The sequence below is a fragment of the Mycolicibacterium doricum genome, assembly GCF_010728155.1.
Taxonomy (GTDB): domain Bacteria; phylum Actinomycetota; class Actinomycetes; order Mycobacteriales; family Mycobacteriaceae; genus Mycobacterium; species Mycobacterium doricum.
Map to the genome: position 1 here is coordinate 26,350 of NZ_AP022605.1, position 16,054 is coordinate 42,403.

Annotated in this window: 16 protein-coding genes and 1 pseudogene; 11 read left to right on the plus strand and 6 right to left on the minus strand. The window is 67.9% G+C overall.

Annotated features, from left to right (window positions below; translation table 11 throughout):
• Positions 1-74: 74 nt before the first annotated feature.
• The gene (locus G6N07_RS00115; protein WP_085190499.1) at positions 75-1,181 is read right to left on the minus strand and encodes an NDMA-dependent alcohol dehydrogenase; all 1,107 of its coding nucleotides are present in this window, start codon (positions 1,179-1,181) and stop codon (positions 75-77) included.
• Positions 1,182-1,365: 184 nt separating this feature from the next.
• Positions 1,366-1,776 (minus strand): SCP2 sterol-binding domain-containing protein, encoded by a 411-nt coding sequence (locus tag G6N07_RS00120; RefSeq protein WP_085190497.1) that lies wholly within the window; start codon positions 1,774-1,776, stop codon positions 1,366-1,368.
• Positions 1,777-2,228: 452 nt separating this feature from the next.
• Between G6N07_RS00120 and G6N07_RS00125 the strand changes: the two genes are divergently transcribed.
• Positions 2,229-2,522 carry a GlsB/YeaQ/YmgE family stress response membrane protein gene (locus G6N07_RS00125; protein ID WP_085190495.1) on the plus strand — a complete coding sequence of 98 codons (294 nt, stop codon included), beginning with the start codon at positions 2,229-2,231 and terminating at the stop codon, positions 2,520-2,522.
• 66 nt (positions 2,523-2,588) lie between these two features.
• Here G6N07_RS00125 and G6N07_RS00130 read toward each other — a convergent pair whose 3' ends face one another.
• Together G6N07_RS00130 and G6N07_RS00135 are read right to left on the minus strand one after the other, a co-directional pair.
• A complete protein-coding gene (locus G6N07_RS00130) occupies positions 2,589-3,896 on the minus strand; it encodes a PQQ-dependent sugar dehydrogenase (protein WP_085190493.1) in 1,308 nt (435 codons plus the stop codon).
• Positions 3,874-4,638 carry a pirin family protein gene (locus tag G6N07_RS00135; RefSeq protein ID WP_085190703.1) on the minus strand — a complete coding sequence of 255 codons (765 nt, stop codon included), beginning with the start codon at positions 4,636-4,638 and terminating at the stop codon, positions 3,874-3,876. Before G6N07_RS00135 ends, G6N07_RS00130 begins: the two co-directional genes overlap by 23 nt.
• Positions 4,639-4,777: 139 nt before the next feature.
• On the opposite strand from G6N07_RS00135, the gene G6N07_RS00140 reads away from it, so the two are divergent.
• From G6N07_RS00140 to G6N07_RS00160, 5 genes are all read left to right on the plus strand, one after another.
• A complete protein-coding gene (locus G6N07_RS00140) occupies positions 4,778-5,617 on the plus strand; it encodes an alpha/beta hydrolase (protein WP_085190492.1) in 840 nt (279 codons plus the stop codon).
• Complete coding sequence (locus G6N07_RS00145; protein WP_085190490.1) at positions 5,614-6,621, plus strand: alpha/beta fold hydrolase; 1,008 nt, start codon at positions 5,614-5,616, stop codon at positions 6,619-6,621. Before G6N07_RS00140 ends, G6N07_RS00145 begins: the two co-directional genes overlap by 4 nt.
• A 62-nt stretch (positions 6,622-6,683) precedes the next feature.
• The gene (locus G6N07_RS00150; protein WP_085190488.1) at positions 6,684-7,433 is read left to right on the plus strand and encodes a DUF2786 domain-containing protein; all 750 of its coding nucleotides are present in this window, start codon (positions 6,684-6,686) and stop codon (positions 7,431-7,433) included.
• The gene (locus G6N07_RS00155; RefSeq protein WP_085190486.1) at positions 7,430-7,945 is read left to right on the plus strand and encodes a TIGR04338 family metallohydrolase; all 516 of its coding nucleotides are present in this window, start codon (positions 7,430-7,432) and stop codon (positions 7,943-7,945) included. The genes G6N07_RS00150 and G6N07_RS00155 overlap by 4 nt, the downstream gene beginning before the upstream one ends.
• Before the next feature lie 10 nt (positions 7,946-7,955).
• Complete coding sequence (locus G6N07_RS00160) at positions 7,956-8,615, plus strand: O-methyltransferase (RefSeq protein ID WP_085190701.1); 660 nt, start codon at positions 7,956-7,958, stop codon at positions 8,613-8,615.
• A gap of 186 nt (positions 8,616-8,801) precedes the next feature.
• Here the strand turns inward: G6N07_RS00160 and G6N07_RS00165 are convergent.
• Together G6N07_RS00165 and ilvD are read right to left on the minus strand one after the other, a co-directional pair.
• Positions 8,802-10,551, minus strand: a pseudogene (locus tag G6N07_RS00165) (IS1634 family transposase).
• Positions 10,552-10,676: 125 nt separating this feature from the next.
• A complete protein-coding gene (gene ilvD, locus G6N07_RS00170; RefSeq protein ID WP_085192663.1) occupies positions 10,677-12,407 on the minus strand; it encodes a dihydroxy-acid dehydratase in 1,731 nt (576 codons plus the stop codon).
• An 80-nt stretch (positions 12,408-12,487) separates the two neighbouring features.
• Between ilvD and G6N07_RS00175 the strand changes: the two genes are divergently transcribed.
• From G6N07_RS00175 to G6N07_RS00195, 5 genes are all read left to right on the plus strand, one after another.
• Positions 12,488-12,868, plus strand: coding sequence for a DUF305 domain-containing protein (locus G6N07_RS00175; protein ID WP_085192664.1), 381 nt, complete (start codon positions 12,488-12,490; stop codon positions 12,866-12,868).
• Positions 12,869-12,870: 2 nt separating this feature from the next.
• On the plus strand, positions 12,871-13,182 hold the full coding sequence (locus G6N07_RS00180; RefSeq protein ID WP_085192665.1) for a copper-sensing transcriptional repressor RicR: 312 nt from the start codon (positions 12,871-12,873) through the stop codon (positions 13,180-13,182).
• 355 nt (positions 13,183-13,537) lie between these two features.
• Complete coding sequence (locus G6N07_RS00185; RefSeq protein WP_085192666.1) at positions 13,538-14,518, plus strand: L,D-transpeptidase; 981 nt, start codon at positions 13,538-13,540, stop codon at positions 14,516-14,518.
• A 100-nt stretch (positions 14,519-14,618) separates the two neighbouring features.
• A complete protein-coding gene (locus tag G6N07_RS00190) occupies positions 14,619-15,569 on the plus strand; it encodes a DUF4129 domain-containing protein (protein WP_085192667.1) in 951 nt (316 codons plus the stop codon).
• Entirely contained in the window at positions 15,566-16,051 is a 486-nt protein-coding gene (locus G6N07_RS00195; RefSeq protein WP_085192668.1) for a hypothetical protein, read from the plus strand. Before G6N07_RS00190 ends, G6N07_RS00195 begins: the two co-directional genes overlap by 4 nt.
• The last annotated feature ends 3 nt before the right edge of the window (positions 16,052-16,054 follow it).

Below are 16,054 nucleotides of genomic sequence, written 5' to 3' on the forward strand. Positions count from 1 at the left end.
CGACGCCACGCCAACCACCTGAACTGACCGGCACAGGTGGTTGGCGTGGAGCCGTACGCTTCACAGCGAAGGCATCAGTAGCGGATGAGGCCCCGGATGTTTCGACCAGAACGCATGTCGTCGTAGCCTTCGTTGATCTGGTCGAGACTGTATTCGCGGGTGATCAACTGGTCGAGTTTGAGCTGTCCTGCGTTGTAGAGCTCAACCAGTCGGGGGATGTCGTGGGCAGCATTGGAGGAGCCGTACAGGGAGCCGCGGATCTGCTTCTCGTACAGCGTCATTTCCAACAGCGAGCCCGACATCGAGGTGTCCTCGGGGTGTCCGATCGCGGTGACGACGACACGTCCACGTTTCCCCACCAGCGAGAGGGCCTCTGCCACGTAGGAACTTTCGGCGACACCGGTGGTCAATATGCATACGTCCGCAAGTCTGCCGCGAGTCATATCGCTGACAAGTTCCCACGCCTCGGCAACTGACGCGACGGCGTGCGTGGCGCCGAAGAGGCCGGCCTCTTCGCGCTTGAAGTCCACGGGGTCCACCGCAACGATGTTCAGCGCACCGGCGATCCGTGAACCCTGAATCGCGTTCATGCCGATACCGCCTGCACCTATGACAACTACGGTGTCTCCGGCCGCTACTTCACCTGTGCGGACTGCAGATCCGTACCCGGTCGTTACGCCGCAGCCGATCAGGGCTGCCTTGTCGAGTGGAGTGCCACTGTCGACCTTGACCAAAGAGGCTTTGGGTACCACGGTGTACTCGGAAAATGTGCCCAACAGACACATCTGACCGATGTCCTCCCCGCGGGCGTGGAAGCGATAGGTACCGTCGATTTGGGGTCCCATCATGATTGCAGCGCCCATGTCGCAGAGATTGCCCATTCCGCGCGCACAGTACGAGCAGTGTCCGCAGGCCGGCAAGAACGTCAGGATGACCGAATCGCCCTCGGCGATATCCTCCACTCCAGGGCCAACGCCGACTACGGTCCCTGCACCTTCGTGCCCGCCTACGACTGGTAGCGGAAAGGGCAAATCGCCGGTCACCAGGTGCTCATCGGAATGACACAAGCCGCTCGCTGTCAACTGCACCAGAACTTCGTCGGCGCCGGGCGGATCCAACTCGACCTCTTCGACCTCCCACTTCTGCCCCAATCCCCAGAGCACTGCAGCCCGTGTCTTCACGATGTTCCCTTCTTACTCAATTTTGCCGTGCGGTCGCGGCGCTGCTGCCGGTCCAGCCGAACGGCTCGGAGAGGCTGCGCCAACTAGGATCGAGATTATCGCCGATTTCAGCACTGTTCCCGTTCCTCGCGAATTCTGCCTACGATAACTCTTCACCCTGTGCCGATCGCGGTGTTCGCGACGATCACGCGTCGAGCAGATCTCGTCGGTTCTCGCTTTCGAGCATCGATCGGTACTCCGGGAAAAGAACCTTTGCCTGGGGTATCAGTTTGATCAGTTTCGGCACCGGCCCCTTGGCCCGCACCGAGCCCTTGGCCATTGCGAGCGTGAGGTTCACCTTGCCCAGCCAGAATTTGTTGCCGGTGTCCGCCGACATGAACAACTCGACGTTGGGCACCGCGCTGCTCGATGACCCGGTCTCCACTGTCTTGTTCGGCATGTCCACCGTTACCACCGCGTCTGGATCGGTGTAGTGCACACGCAACACCACGCCTGAGGTCGACAGCTTGTCCGCCAGGCCTTCCTTCTCCAATCCGCGCCGAAAGATGCCGGCAAGGTAGGTGTACACCTCGTCCTCGTCTTTGAAAACTGCCACAACAGACCTCCGTTCAGTAACGCCACTTCGGACGGTGAAAGTGATCGGCCACCCGTTACCCGCTCTTAGTCAACGAGAGTCAATGCCGATGTAACACCCGTCGCTATCGCAGCCTCGACGAGCGAGCAACATCCCGCTCCGGGATCAGGATAGAGGGTGCTTACGCACCGTCGTCTCCGATCTCGAATATGCCTGCCGCCGAGGCCTCACACCCGCCCAGCGAAGAGGACGCGCAACGAGCACTTGTGATCGTCGGACCTCGCTCCAACATATTCGCAGCAGTCACTCCGACAGGTTCGTAACGACTTGGTCGCGGTCGCGCAACGGTGGGATCGCATTCGCGGTCGTTCTCGCCATGTGGGCGTGATCCGGCGGGAACAGGGGTAGTACATGGTCGCGTCGGGACCGTCTCCCGGCCGTGCTGAACGGAATCGACGACACAAGGAGAAACAATGTTCTGGACGATCATCTCGGCCGTCATCGGCGGCCTGATCATCGGCGCGTTGGCGAGACTCGTCATGCCCGGCAAGCAGAACATCGGCGTGATCATGACGATCGTGCTCGGCGTGCTCGGGTCGCTCGCCGGTTCGTGGCTCTGCTACAACCTTTTCGGCTACCAGAACGAAGGTGGCGGCTGGGCGGTGATCCCGTTCCTCGTCGGCATCCTCGTCGCCATCGTCCTTATCGCGATCTACCTCGGTATCACCGGTCGGCGCGGGTCGCGCCCCGGTACCGCCGTCCGCTAGCAACCGCGCCGGAGCCGGGCTCGGGCCATTCGCGCCTCGCGCCCCCTTCTGCGTGTCCGTGGTGGATCATCGACCCGGCGGCGCCAGCCGGTAGACGGCGCCGGCGTCGTCGTCGGTGATGTAGACCGCACCGTCCGGTCCGGCCACCGCGTCCACCGGCCGGCCCCAGCGGGATCCGTCCTCGGCCTGGAACCCGCCGACCAGCGTCTGCTGGTTGCCCAGATCGCCGTCGCCCCATGGATAGAACGACACCTCGGGTTCTCGCGGCGGCCGTCGGTTCCACGACCCGTGGATGCCGACGAGTGCCCCGCGCGCATACGGTTCGGGCAGTTCGCCGTCGACGAAGCTCAGCCCCAGCGGAGCGGAGTGTGCTCCGAAGCTCTGCTCGACCGGCGGGAGCGCGGCGCAGTCGAGCTTGTCGCCGCCGGGGTTGGTCTGCACGTCCCGGATGAACGGCACGTCGGCCGGTCCGCCGTCGATGTTGCAGTACGGCCACCCCAGTTCGCGCCCCGGTGTGAGCTTCGCGAGTTGTTCGGGCGGATGGTCGTTGACATATTGCGGGTCGACCTCTCCGGTCGCGGGATCGGCGACGTTGTCACGGCCGTTGACCGCCGTCCACACCGAACCGTCGGGGGCGATGGCCAGCCCGGTGCCGTTGCGGACGCCGGTGGCGAACGGTTCGGCCGGACCACCGCCCGGCGGGACCCGCATGATGGTGGCGCGCGGCGGGGTGGCGTCGCGGTCCTCGGCAGAGATGTTCCCTGTGGAACCAATCGAGAAGTACACCGCACCGTCGGGTCCGACCGTGACGCTCTTGAGCGCGTGCGCATACGCGCCGCGCAGATCAGGGCTCTCGGCGTCGGGCAGGCCCGCGGCGACGGTGCGCCGGTTGGTCGCCCGGCCGTCCGCATAGTCGTAAGCGGAGATCTCGTCGCTCTCGGCGACGTAGAGCGTCGACTCGGCGAAAGCCATCCCATGCGGCTGGGTGAGCCCCTGGAGCAGCGGCGCGCGCCGTGGACCGCCATCGCTTGGCGCGAGTCGGACGATCTCGCCGGTGCTGGGCACGGAGATCAGTAGTGCCCCGTCGGGCGTCCACCGCGCAAGCCGGGCCTCGGGCACACGCGCCCACACCGACATCGTCCAGCCCGCGGGGACCGACGCCCGGCGCGGCTGGTCGAACGGTGCCGCGTCCAACCCCGCGGGGACGGCGACGGTCACCGAGGTGACGCCGGTCGCAGGCGGCGCCGTCGGCGTCGAGGGCTGTGCAGACGGTGTGGGGGCAGGCTGGTCCGGAGTGCTCGCCGCGCATCCGGCGAGCACTGCGGTGGCCGTGAGCCAGGCGCCGAATTCCCTAAGCCACAGCGAGATTGGCATGCATCTCCCAGACCAGGATCTCGGCCGGTTCGACGGCCACCAGGCGTTGTCCACCGGAGGATGTGAAGCGCACTGCGTCACCTTCGCGCAGAGCGCCGGCACCCTCGAGGGACACCTGGCCGCGCGGCACGAACAGGTGTAGGTACGGCGCCTGGGGGAGTTCGACGCTGTCGCCGGGCTGCAGCCGCGCTCCGTGTAGCGCCGCGTAGCGGTTGCGGATGGTGATCGCGGTGTCGCCGCGATGTGCGGGCATCCCCGAGGCGATGGTGACGAGCTTTCCGCACACGAGTTCGGCGTCGATCTCCAGTTGCTGGTAGCCCGGGCCGGCACCGGGCTCGTCGGGCACCACCCACATCTGCACGAAGTGCACGGGCTCGCTGTGGCTGTTGCCACCGGTGAGGGTCCACGAGTCGTTCTTCTCCGAGTGAAGGATGCCGCGCCCGGCCGACATTCGTTGCGCCAGGCCGGGATAGATGACCCCGGAGCGGCCTGTCGAGTCTTGGTGCACCAGCGATCCGCGCAGCACCCACGTCACGATCTCCATGTCCCGGTGCGGGTGCGTCTCGAATCCGGACCCGGCCGTGACAATGTCGTCGTTGTTCACCAGCAGCAGGCCGTGGTGGGTGTTGGCCGGGTCGTAGTGGTCGGCGAAGGAGAAGGAGTGTTTCGAGTCCAGCCAGGAGATCCGTGTCTTCGCGCGTTCGTCGGCGCGGCGGATGTCGATGCGTTCGGCAGTCGTCATGGTCACTCCCCTGATCGTGCGCCAGCCTAGGTGGCGCTGTCGAGAGTGCGAGCCAGGACAGTCACGACGGCGAGCTTACGCACGATGGCCGACATCCGGCACCCCGTCGCACCGGCCACGCCCGATAGTCTTTCGTGCCATGGCCAGCACCCGCAGCGAGCGACATTTCGGCGGCATCGGCGGGATACGGATCGTCTACGACACCTGGACTCCCGACGTGCCCGAACGCGGCGTGGTCGTGCTCTCCCACGGCTACGCCGAGCACGCCCGCCGCTATGACCACGTCGCCCAGCGCTTCGGCGACGCCGGGCTGATCGTCTACGCCCTCGACCACCGCGGCCACGGACGCTCCGGCGGCAAGCGCGTCTACCTGCGCGACATCGGCGAGTACACCGGTGACTTCCACACCCTCGTCGGCATCGCGGCCCGGGAGCACCCCGACCTACCCCGGATCGTCCTCGGACACAGCATGGGCGGCGGCGTGGTGTTCGCTTATGGCGCCGAGCACCCAGGGGACTACGCGGCGATGGTGCTGTCCGGGCCCGCGGTCTACGCGCAGTCCGCGGTCAAGCCGTGGCTGGTGACCGTCGCCAAGCTGCTGGGCCGATTTGCGCCAGGTGTGCCCGTCGAACAGCTCGACGCCGGCGCGGTGTCCCGCGATCCGGAGGTGGTGGCCGCCTACGAAGCCGATCCGATGGTGTACCACGGCAGGCTGCCCGCCGGGATCGCCCGAGGCCTGTTCGTCGTGGGCGAGACGATGCCGCAGCGCGCGGCCGCGGTGACCGCGCCGGTGCTGGTGGTGCACGGTGGGCGGGACGGTCTGATCCCGGTCGAGGGCAGCCACCGGCTGGTGGAGTGCGTCGGCAGCCAGGACGTGACCCTCAAGGTGTATCCCGATCTGTTCCACGAGGTCTTCAACGAGCCGGAGCGTGAGCTGGTCCTCGACGATGTCACCTCATGGATCGAGGTGCGCTTGTGAGACCTGTAGTCCGGCGGGTTGTTACGTGTGCGGCGGCGGCGGTGCTGGTGGCAGCCGGATGCGGCTCGGAGGAGAGCGCGGAGCCAACCGCTGGGCCCCAAACGGATTGGGTCGACGACCAGGTGACCTTCACCGCGGACGGCCTGACCATCCACGGCACCTACCGCCACCGCGACGACGCCGGCCCCGCCGCGCTGCTGATCTCCGAGAGCGGTCAGACCGATCGCAACGGCGACAACGCGGTGGCGGGTCCAGTCGGCAACATGCGTCAACTCGCCGAGCTGCTCTCCGATCGCGACGTCGCCAGCCTGCGCTACGACAAGGTGGGCACCGGACGGACCGGCCTCGGTCCGTATGCGGCGAACCCGGCCGAGGTCGGCACCGCGGTGTACACCGCCGGCGCCGCCGCCGCACTGCGGTTCCTCGCCGGGCAACCGGCCACCGCGGGCGACCGGATCTCGGTCTACGCCCTCGGCGAGGGCACCGTACACGCCATGTCGCTGGCCGCCGCCAACGACCCGTCGGTGCACTCGCTGGCGCTGCTGCAACCGCTGGCCGCACGCTACCTCGACATCATCACCGGACGCGTCCGCGCCGAAGCCGATCCGGCCGTGCTGGCCAACTGGCTGGCCGCCGTCGAGGAGATCCGAACCAAGGGCACCGTGCCCACACAGCTGCCCGAAGGGCTGGGCGCCATCGTCAATCCAGGCAACGTCAGGGCGGTCATCGAGGCCGACCGCGTGGATCCCCTCGCGTTGGCCGCGACGGTGCCCGCGGGCACCCCCGTTCTGCTGACCTGTTCGGACTCGGACGGACAGGCCGAGTGCGATGCGCTACGCCCGCTGATGGACGCGCTGCGGCACACCGCGCTGACCGTCGTGGAACTCCACGGCGTGAACCACGTGCTGCGCGACGACCCGACCGACAACGTCGCAAACTACGCTCAACCGGCGCCACTTTCTCCACAGGTGGTAGCGGCGCTGGACGGGTTCGTCACCAAGTGATGTCGGGTGTCTCGCTTAGGTTTGCCCTATGAATACGAGCGAGGAGCGGAGCGGATCCGCGTATGAATGACGACAAGATGCTGGCGCGCATCGCGGCGCTGCTGCGCCAGGCCGAAGGCACCGACAACGCCCACGAGGCCGAAGCGTTCATGGCGGCCGCGCAGCGCCTGGCCACGGCGACGTCGATCGACCTCGCCGTGGCTCGCTCGCACACCGATCGCCGCACCACGGCGCAGATGCCGGTGCAGCGGACCATCACGATCGGCGAGGCGGGCACCCGTGGGCTGCGGACGTACGTGCAGTTGTTCGTCGTCATCGCCGCCGCCAACGACGTCAAGTGCGACGTCGCCTCCAATTCGACCTTCGTCCACGCCTACGGTTTCGCCGAGGACATCGACGCCAGCCACGCGCTGTACGCGAGCCTGGTGATGCAGATGGTCAAGGCATCGGAGGCCTACGTCGCCTCGGGTGCGCACCGGCCCGCCCCGACCATCACGGCGCGGCTGAACTTCCAGTTGGCGTTCGGTGCACGCGTCGGGGAGCGGCTCAGCGAGGCCCGCGAGCAGGAGATGGCCGCGGCGACGAAGGGGGACAGCAGTCGTCCCGGCACCGCGGTCGCGTTGCGGGACAAAGACCTCGAACTCACCGATTTCTACCGGCAGGCCTCGCAGGCGCGCGGGACCTGGCGTGCGACCAGGGCGACGGCCGGGTATTCGTCGGCGGCGCGCCGCGCCGGGGACCGGGCCGGGCGGCGGGCCCGGCTCGGGCCGAGCCAGGAACTGTCCGGTGCCCGCTCGGCTCTGGAGAGGTGAGCGGCCGCGACAGCCAGCGCACGAAGGTGTACGCGGCCGAGCAGTTCGTCCGGACGCTGTTCGACCGGACGGCCGAGCGGGGTAATCAGGTGGTCGAGTTCTTCGGCGCCCAGCTCACGCTGCCGCCCGAGGCCCGCTTCGCGTCGGTGGCGTCGGTGCAGGCCTACGTCGACGACGTCCTCGCCCACCCGCGGATCCGCAGCGGCTGGCCCGGCGCCGCTCCGCTCACGATACGGGCCCGGCGAGGCGCGACGGCCGCGCACTACGAGGTCGTGGACGGCCGGGCCGTCATCGCCGTCCCCGAACGACAGACCACCTGGGCGCTGCGTGAGCTGGTGGTCTTGCACGAGATCGCGCACCATCTGTCCCAAGCGGAACCGCCCCACGGCCCCGCGTTCGTGTCCACGTTCTGCGACATCGCCGAGGCCGTGATGGGTCCGGAGGTGGCTCACGTCCTGCGCGTGGTGTACGCCAAGGAGGGCGTCCGGCAGGGTGGCGGTTCCACGGGTTAACGTGTGCGACGTGAGCGAGCCGAATCCACAGGTCGTCGACCAACTGTTCGACCGCCTGCTGCACACCGAGGACGACGCTCTGATTGCGGCCAGGGAGTCTGCGGCGGCGGCCGGGATGCCGCAGATCGAGGTGTCCGCGCAGCACGGCCGGCTGTTGTCACTGCTGGCGGCGGCCACCGGCGCGCGCCAGGTACTCGAGATCGGCACACTTGCCGGCTACAGCACGATCAACCTCGCCCGCGGCGTCGGGCCCGACGGGCACGTGGTCTCCCTGGAGTTCGACCCCCGCCACGCCCAGGTCGCCCGGGTGAACCTGGCCCGCGCCGGTGTCGCCGACCGGGTCGAGGTCCTGGTCGGGGCGGCGCTCGACACGCTGCCGACCCTGCAGCACAGCGAGCCGTTCGACCTGGCGTTCATCGACGCCGACAAGGAGAACAACGTCGCGTACGTCGAATGGGCGATCAAGCTCGGCAGGCCGGGCATGGTGATCGTGGTCGACAACGTCACCCGCATGGGCAGGGTCTACGACCCGGCGCCCGACGACATCCAGGCGCAGGCCGTGCGCGGGATGCTCGAGATGATGGGCAGCCACCCCAGGTTGAGCACCGCGGCGATCCAGACCGTGGGGGCCAAGAACTGGGACGGGTTCGCGGTCGCCGTCGTGACGTAGCCGCAATCTTGGGCGCCGCGTGTGGGCCGGCGCGCATCTCCCGGTACTGGCCGTCGGGTTGCGGCGCATCGACCGGATGGTCAGCGCGAACTAAGCCCGACTAACCCGAAGTTACGGCGTTGAGGGCGGCGTTTTCGGGTTTGGACCTGGTGGTTTGTCGTTTTGGGGTGGTTTTTTCTGTCGACGTCAGGTCAGTGTGAGTGGGACGGCGGCGCCCAGGAGGTCGAATGCGCGCCGGTGGGTGCGGTCAGGGTGGGCACGATGGGGCCATTGTCGCCGTAGCGCAGGTCGTTTCGGGTCAGAGTGCCCAGGTGTGTGAGCAGGGCCTGGTAGCTGCGGGCTGGTAGTGCGGTGTCGGTGGTGGTTTTGCGGGCGGCTTTGGTGGCGGCGGCGGCCGAGCGCCGGGCGGGGGCGACGGGGTCCTGGCGTGCGGGTGGATGCTCGTCGGTGAAGGTCAACGGGGCCAGCGCTTTACGCATGTGCCAGGTCAGGTAGGCGGCCAGCATGCAGATCAGGACGTGGGCTTTGACGCGGTCATCGAGGCGGTGGTGGATGGGGCGCAGGTCCAGGTCGATGGCTTTGAGGCTGCGGAAGTCGCGTTCCACCTGGGCGAGGTTCTTGTAGGCCCCGATCACCGCGTCGGTGCTGAATTCAGTGGGTGTGGCGGTGGTACGCAGGACGTAGATGCCGTCGAGGGCGGCTTCGGCGTCGATGCGGTCGGTGTCGCGGTTGATGGTCTGTGTGGTGTCGGTGATGTTGAGATGAAAGTGCTTGGCCATCTTGAACTTTCCCAGGATTTTGCCGACTTTCACCCCGATCGGCCCGGCGCCGGCGACCCGGCCCGCGCTGACTGCGGCGATGATCGGTGCCAGGGCGGCCTCGGTGGCGGCGAGCAGTTCACCGCGTTTACGCGCCCGTTCGGCGGCCAGCAGCGGGTTGCGACACGCGACGAGACGTTCGCCGGGGTAGTCGGGATGGGTGATCTCGGCGAAGTTCTGCTCATCGAACAGCGTCATTTGCAGCGGTCCGTCATCGGCGGCCAACGTAGCGATCTGCGGGGCGCGTAGCGCGGTCAGCCAGCCGATCCCGCCGAGGTCCTTCAAGGCGACGATGCGGGCGGAGGTGATCATCCCGCGATCCCCGACCATCAGCATGTTCTGCAACCCGAAGGTGTCGCGGACCGCGGTCACCGCGTGGGTGAACGCGGTCGGGTCGGCGGTGTTGCCGGGAAACACCCGGATCGCGACGGGACGCCCGTCGGGATCGGTGAGCAGCCCGTACTCGATCTGCTCGCAGCCCTTCTTCGCGTCGCGGGAGTAACCGCGGGCAGCCAGGTCGCAGTGCCGTCCGGTCACCCACGAGGAGGACAGGTCGAACATCGCGATCCGGGACGGATTGACCGCCGGGCCCAGATGGCGTGCCGCGAGCTTCTTCTCGATGGCCTCTTGGCGGGTCAGCAGCCAGTCCATCGCCGCGTACACCTCGTCGGTGGACACCGAGGCGAGGTCCAGATCGGTGGCCAGGGTGGTGTCGGCCCACCAGGAGATGGTCGCCAACTTCGACGCCGGGGCCACCGTGCGGGTCAGAATCAACGCCATCGCGACCTGACGGTGCCGGCACGTCGGGCCCAGCAGCCCGGGCCCAATGCCTTGGCGGTGACCGACGCCGCGGCCAGATGTCCGTGCGGTAGAGCGCGGGTCACGGTGCACACCGCGGCGGGATCGACCAGGCTCTTGCCGGCCAGGATCGCCCTGATCGCGGCGATCGCCTCCGGTGGCAGCACCGAGAGGTTGGCCAGCGTCTCGTTGCGCACCCGTCCGTCCTCGCGGAAGGACCGTCGCAGCAATTGTGACTCGTAGACCCGTTCGACACCATCTTTCCCGGTGTACTTACGACGTTGTGTAGCGATGTGAACTGCGCCAGTCCCCTTGGGCATGAACAGATTCTACGCCACATCCATCAGGCAGTCTACAATATTAGTGACTACACAATGAACGTGTCGAACAGTCAACTCCGCAGATCAGACCTCAAAACCCTACTCAAACCCGCCGTAACTTCGGACTAACCGCAGACCGCGCCGAGGGCCGCCGACCCGACCAGCTTCGTGTACTTGGCCAGTACGCCGGTCGTGTACACCGGAGGCAACGGCTCGAATCCGGCCTTGCGTGCCTCGAATTCGTCCTCGTCGACCAGCAGACTCAGTGTGCCGTTGGCGACGTCGAGCCGGATCCGGTCGCCGTCGCGGACGAATGCGATGGGTCCGCCGTCGACTGCCTCGGGCGCTATGTGCCCGACGCACAGGCCGGTCGTCCCGCCCGAGAACCGGCCGTCGGTCATCAGCAGCACGTCCTTGCCGAGCCCGGCGCCCTTGATGGCACCGGTGATGGCGAGCATCTCTCGCATCCCGGGCCCGCCCTTGGGGCCCTCGTAGCGGATCACCACGACATCGCCATGGGTGATCGTGCCGTCCTCGAGGGCATCCAAGGCGGCCCGCTCACGCTCGAAAACCCGCGCTGTGCCCTCGAACACGTCGGAGTCGAAGCCCGCCGACTTCACGACCGCGCCTTCGGGAGCCAGCGATCCGTGCAGGATCGTGATGCCGCCGGTGGGATGGATCGGGTTGTTCATCGCCCGCAGCACCTTGCCGTCGGGATCCGGCGGCTCGATGTGGGCCAGGTTCTCGGCCATGGTCCTGCCGGTGACGGTCAGGCAGTCGCCGTGCATCAGGCCGGCGTCGAGAAGCGCCTTCATCACCACGGGGACACCGCCGATCTCGTCGACGTGTTTCATGACGTGACGGCCGAACGGCTTCACATCCGCGAGGTGGGGGACCCGCTGCCCGACGCGCGTGAAGTCCTCCAGCGACAGCTTGACGTTGGCCTCCCACGCGATGGCCAACAGGTGGAGCACGGCGTTGGTGGACCCGCCGAACGCCATGACGACGGCGATCGCGTTCTCGAAGGCCTCTTTGGTGAGGACGTCGCGGGCGGTGATCCCGCGCCGCAGCATCTCAACCACGGCCTCACCGGATTTGCGCGCGTACTCGTCGCGCCGGTTGTCGATCGCCACCGGAGAGGCGCTGCCCGGCAACGACATGCCGAGCGCCTCCGCTGCCGACGCCATCGTGTTGGCGGTGTACATACCGCCGCAGGCCCCTTCGCCCGGACAGATGGCGCGCTCGATGATGTCGACGTCCTCGCGTGACATCAGCCCGCGCGCACACGCGCCGACCGCCTCGAAGGCGTCGATGATGGTGACTTCCTTCTCCGAACCGTCGCTGAGCTTCGCCACGCCCGGCATGATCGAGCCGTTGTACAGGAACACCGAGGCCAGATCGAGGCGGGCCGCGGCCATCAGCATGCCGGGAATCGACTTGTCGCAGCCGGCCAGCAGCACGGTGCCGTCGAGGCGCTCGGCCTGCACGACGGTCTCGACGCTGTCGGCGATCACCTCACGGGAGACCAGCGAGAAATGCATGCCCTCGTGACCCATCGAGATGCCGTCGGAGACCGAGATCGTGCCGAACTCCAGCGGGTAGCCGCCGCCGGCGTGCACGCCGCCCTTCACCGCCTGCGCCAACCGCTGCAGCGACATGTTGCACGGAGTGATCTCGTTCCACGACGAGCCCACACCGATCTGCGGCTTGACCCAGTCGTCGTCGCCCATGCCGACGGCCCGCAGCATCCCGCGGGCGGCGGTCTTCTCGAGCCCGTCGGTGACGTCGCGGCTTCTCGGTTTGATGTCGGGTTCGGGCCGACGGGTAGCTTCGGTATCTGGACTTGCTGAGGGCATCTACCGATTATGCCTCCGGCATTTCCCCCGGCCAAACCGTTTCCCTATACCCCCTCGGGGTACCTAGGTAGGGTGGTGACATGACGTCGCGAAACCTCCGACCGCTCGCCTTGTTAGCCGCGGTCCTCGCCGCGTCCCAGGGCCCCGAAATGGACCAGCTGACGGAGATGCTGCGCAGCTGGGGAGAGGACCCGGAAGCGGGGATGGACCACAGCGGCCACGGCTTGGCGATGCCCGGCATGGTCGACGACGCGACCCTGATGCGCCTCGAGTCGCTGCTCGGAGCGGAATTCGACACACTGTGGCTGGAATCGATGATCGCCCACCACCGGGGTGCGGTCGAGATGGCCAAGGCCGAGATCGTCAACGGAGACGACGACGCCGCCAAGGCGCTCGCCGGGGCGATCCTCACGGCCCAGGAGGCGGAGATCGCCCAGATGAAACAGATGCTGGAGGGTTGACGGTGTCCACAGATGTCCCTGAAGACGTTGCCGTGCATGGTTATACGCCACAGAAGGACAACTACGCCAAACGGCTGCGCCGCATTGAGGGGCAGGTCCGCGGCATCGCCAAGATGATCGAGGACGACAAGTACTGCATCGACATCCTGACGCAGATCAGCGCCGTCAACAGTGCGTTGCAGTCCGTCGCACTCGGCCTGCTCGACGAGCACCTCGGCCACTGCGTCAGCCAGGCCGTCGCCGAGGGCGGTGAGCAGGCCGAGGCCAAACTCGCCGAGGCGACCGCGGCGATCGCGCGGCTGGTGCGGTCCTGACACACTGCTGAGGTGACCGATGTCGGCGTGTTCACGGCGCCGGTGGCGATGCGTTGCCCTACCGATTCCCGCCCTGGTCGCCGAGACCGGCCAGTCAGCCGGACAGCGGCAGCGGCCCGCTTGCGGGCCAACGCATCCATACCTCGCTGGATGCTGTCCTGGGCCTCACGGTGGCTCTGCTCGACGTGCGGTTGTGGAGACCAGGTGTGCGACGAAGCTCCGGCGAACGCGAAGCCCGCAGCGACGGTGCGGGGGCGCTCGAGTGTGCGCGGTTCGGAGTCCGCACGCCGAGCGCGGGTGGCCGTCCGGCGTCTTGTGCCACACTGGACCTTGACCCTGTGACTGGAGGTATCGCATGCCGCAGCGGACCGTGCTGAAGCTGACCACCGCGATCTTCGCGGCCGGACTGTTGGGAGGCGTGGTGCTGAGCGCCCCGTCGGCGCTGGCACAACCGGCGCCGCCACCGCCGGGTCCGGTCGACCCGTTCTCCCCGCCACCCCCGCCGGCGAACCCGTTCTCCTTTCCGGCCTCGGCAGCGCAGGATTCGTCGTCCTCCACCGTGCAGCCGCTGCCCATCCCCGAAGGCACCCCGGCCGGACAGAACCCGACCCCGTACGTCGGGCAGCCGGTGTTCGCCCCGCCGACGTTCAACCCGGTCGACGGGTCGATCGCCGGAGCCGCCAAGCCGATCTACATCAACTTCCAGCGTCCGATTGCCAACCGGCAGCTGGCCGAGGACGCGATCCACATCTCGTCGAATCCGCCGGTGCCGGGCCGCTTCTACTGGACCAGCGATACCCAGGTGCGGTGGCGTCCGCAGGACTTCTGGCCGGCGGGCACGGTGGTGAACATCGACGCCTCGGGCACCAAGTCGAGCTTCACCGTTCCCGAGCAGCTCGTCGCCACGGTGGACAACGCCACCAAGCAGATGGAGATCATGCGCGACGGCGAGCTGGTCAAGACCTTTCCCATCTCGATGGGCAAGAAGGGCTTCGAGACCAAGAACGGCACGTACTACGTGCTGGAGAAGTTCCCCGACATCGTGATGGACTCCTCCACGTACGGTGTGCCGGTCGACGACCCGTCCGGCGAAGGCTACAAACTCAAGGTGCAGGACGCCGTGCGCATCGACAACAGCGGGATCTTCGTGCACAGCGCGCCGTGGTCGGTGGGCGCCCAGGGCAGCAGCAACGTCAGCCACGGGTGCATCAACCTCGCCCCAGAGGACGCGCAGTGGTTCTTCGACAACTTCGGCAGCGGCGATCCGGTCGTGATCAAGAACTCGACCGGCCTCTACACCCAGCCCGACGGTGCGTCGGACTGGCAGATGTTCTGAGATCCGACTCCCGTTCGGCGCCGCCCGCCCGCCAGCCCGTGTCAGGATGAGCTCGGCCGGCCGTCACACCGGCGGCCGGTGAGCTGCCGAGGGTTAGCCGATGCCGGGTGCCGACAAGGCGACAGCACGCGCGGTCACCGTGATGGTGCTGGTGCTGCTCGCCGGTGTGGCACTGCGTGGGCATCTCCCCGGGGCGGAACGCGACGCTGACGAACCCACCGAGGGCGGTCCCGGACCGCTGATCGCCGTCCTGATCATGCTGGGTATGGCGACGGCGGTCGTCGCGGTCTCGGTGATCAGCAAGGCACGCCAGCCGGTCGGCCGTCCGAGCGCTGCAGGGGATCTGGCCCGACGCCGCGCCGGCGAGGGCGGGCAGTTCACGCGGCGGATGGCGCTCGTGCTGGTCGGCGCCCTGCTGCTGTGGCTGCTGGTGGTGCTGACGTTGATGCGGATCAGCGGCTGGCTGGACGTGGCCGTCGACCAACCGGCCGCACCGGAACCGGACTCGGATCCGGGCTTTTCGGCCGGAGCCGACGCCGAGCAGCCGCCGCCTGCCGAGCCGGCGGGCCCCACCGCCGTGCTGGGCTACTTCGCCGCTGCAGCAGGGCTGTTCGTGGTGCTGTCGGTGGTCGGAGCGATGGCGGGCCGCAGGGCGCGGCGCCGTCCTGCGGCGGCCGTCACCACCGCGGTCGACGACAACGGTGCGGCGCCGGTGAGCAGGGCCGAGTCGTTGGCGCGGGCGGCCGAACGCGGGCTGATCGAGATTGGCGATCTCAGTCGAGAACCACGAGAGGCGATCATCGCCTGCTACGCAGCGATGGAGCGCGAACTCGGCAAGTCGCCCGGCGCCATGCCCCAGGACTCCGACACCCCGACGGAGGTGTTGGCCCGCGCCGTCGACCGGCGCCTGCTGCACGGCGAGAGCGCGGCCGAACTCGTCGACCTCTTCGAGGAAGCCCGGTTCAGCACCCACGTGATGGGGGAGGACCACCGCGATGCCGCGGTCCGGGTGTTGCGTCTGGTGCTGCGCGAACTGCAGGACGCGGCGTGACCCGCGCCGTCGCCGCCGCGCTGGTCCTGCTCGTCGCCGTGGAGATCTATTCCGTCGCCCGGCTCGACCGCGACGACGTGCTGACCGTCTCCGGCGTCGTGCTGGCCGGTGCGCTGATCGCCGCGCGATTCGCACTGGCGGGGGAGCGCGCGCCGGTCCCGCCCGCCAGCGAGTCCGACGAACGAGCCGCGGCACTGCGCCGGTGGGTGGACCGGACCGAGACCATGGTCAGCTGGTCGGAGGCCAGCCGCGCGGACTGGGACCGACGGCTGCGCCCGATGCTGGCACGCCAGTTCGAACTGGCAACCGGTCAACGCAAAGCGCGGGACCCCGGGGCGTTTCACGCGACGGGTCAGCTGCTGTTCGGGGCCCAGCTGTGGCAGTGGGTGGATCCGGAGAACGTGTCCCGCACCGGGGTGCACGAACCCGGGCCCGGCCGCGAGACGCTCGACGAGATCTTGCGACGGCTGCAACGGGTGTGACGG

Excerpts from the sequence above, each read along its gene's own strand:
- G6N07_RS00125 (WP_085190495.1), top strand. The coding sequence starts at position 2,229 with ATGTTCTGGACGATCATCTCGGCCGTCATCGGCGGCCTGATCATCGGC.
- G6N07_RS00130 (WP_085190493.1), bottom strand. The coding sequence starts at position 3,896 with ATGCCAATCTCGCTGTGGCTTAGGGAATTCGGCGCCTGGCTCACGGCC.
- G6N07_RS00135 (WP_085190703.1), bottom strand. The coding sequence starts at position 4,638 with ATGACGACTGCCGAACGCATCGACATCCGCCGCGCCGACGAACGCGCG.
- G6N07_RS00140 (WP_085190492.1), top strand. The coding sequence starts at position 4,778 with ATGGCCAGCACCCGCAGCGAGCGACATTTCGGCGGCATCGGCGGGATA.
- G6N07_RS00150 (WP_085190488.1), top strand. The coding sequence starts at position 6,684 with ATGAATGACGACAAGATGCTGGCGCGCATCGCGGCGCTGCTGCGCCAG.
- ilvD (WP_085192663.1), bottom strand. The coding sequence starts at position 12,407 with ATGCCCTCAGCAAGTCCAGATACCGAAGCTACCCGTCGGCCCGAACCC.
- G6N07_RS00175 (WP_085192664.1), top strand. The coding sequence starts at position 12,488 with ATGACGTCGCGAAACCTCCGACCGCTCGCCTTGTTAGCCGCGGTCCTC.
- G6N07_RS00185 (WP_085192666.1), top strand. The coding sequence starts at position 13,538 with ATGCCGCAGCGGACCGTGCTGAAGCTGACCACCGCGATCTTCGCGGCC.
- G6N07_RS00190 (WP_085192667.1), top strand. The coding sequence starts at position 14,619 with ATGCCGGGTGCCGACAAGGCGACAGCACGCGCGGTCACCGTGATGGTG.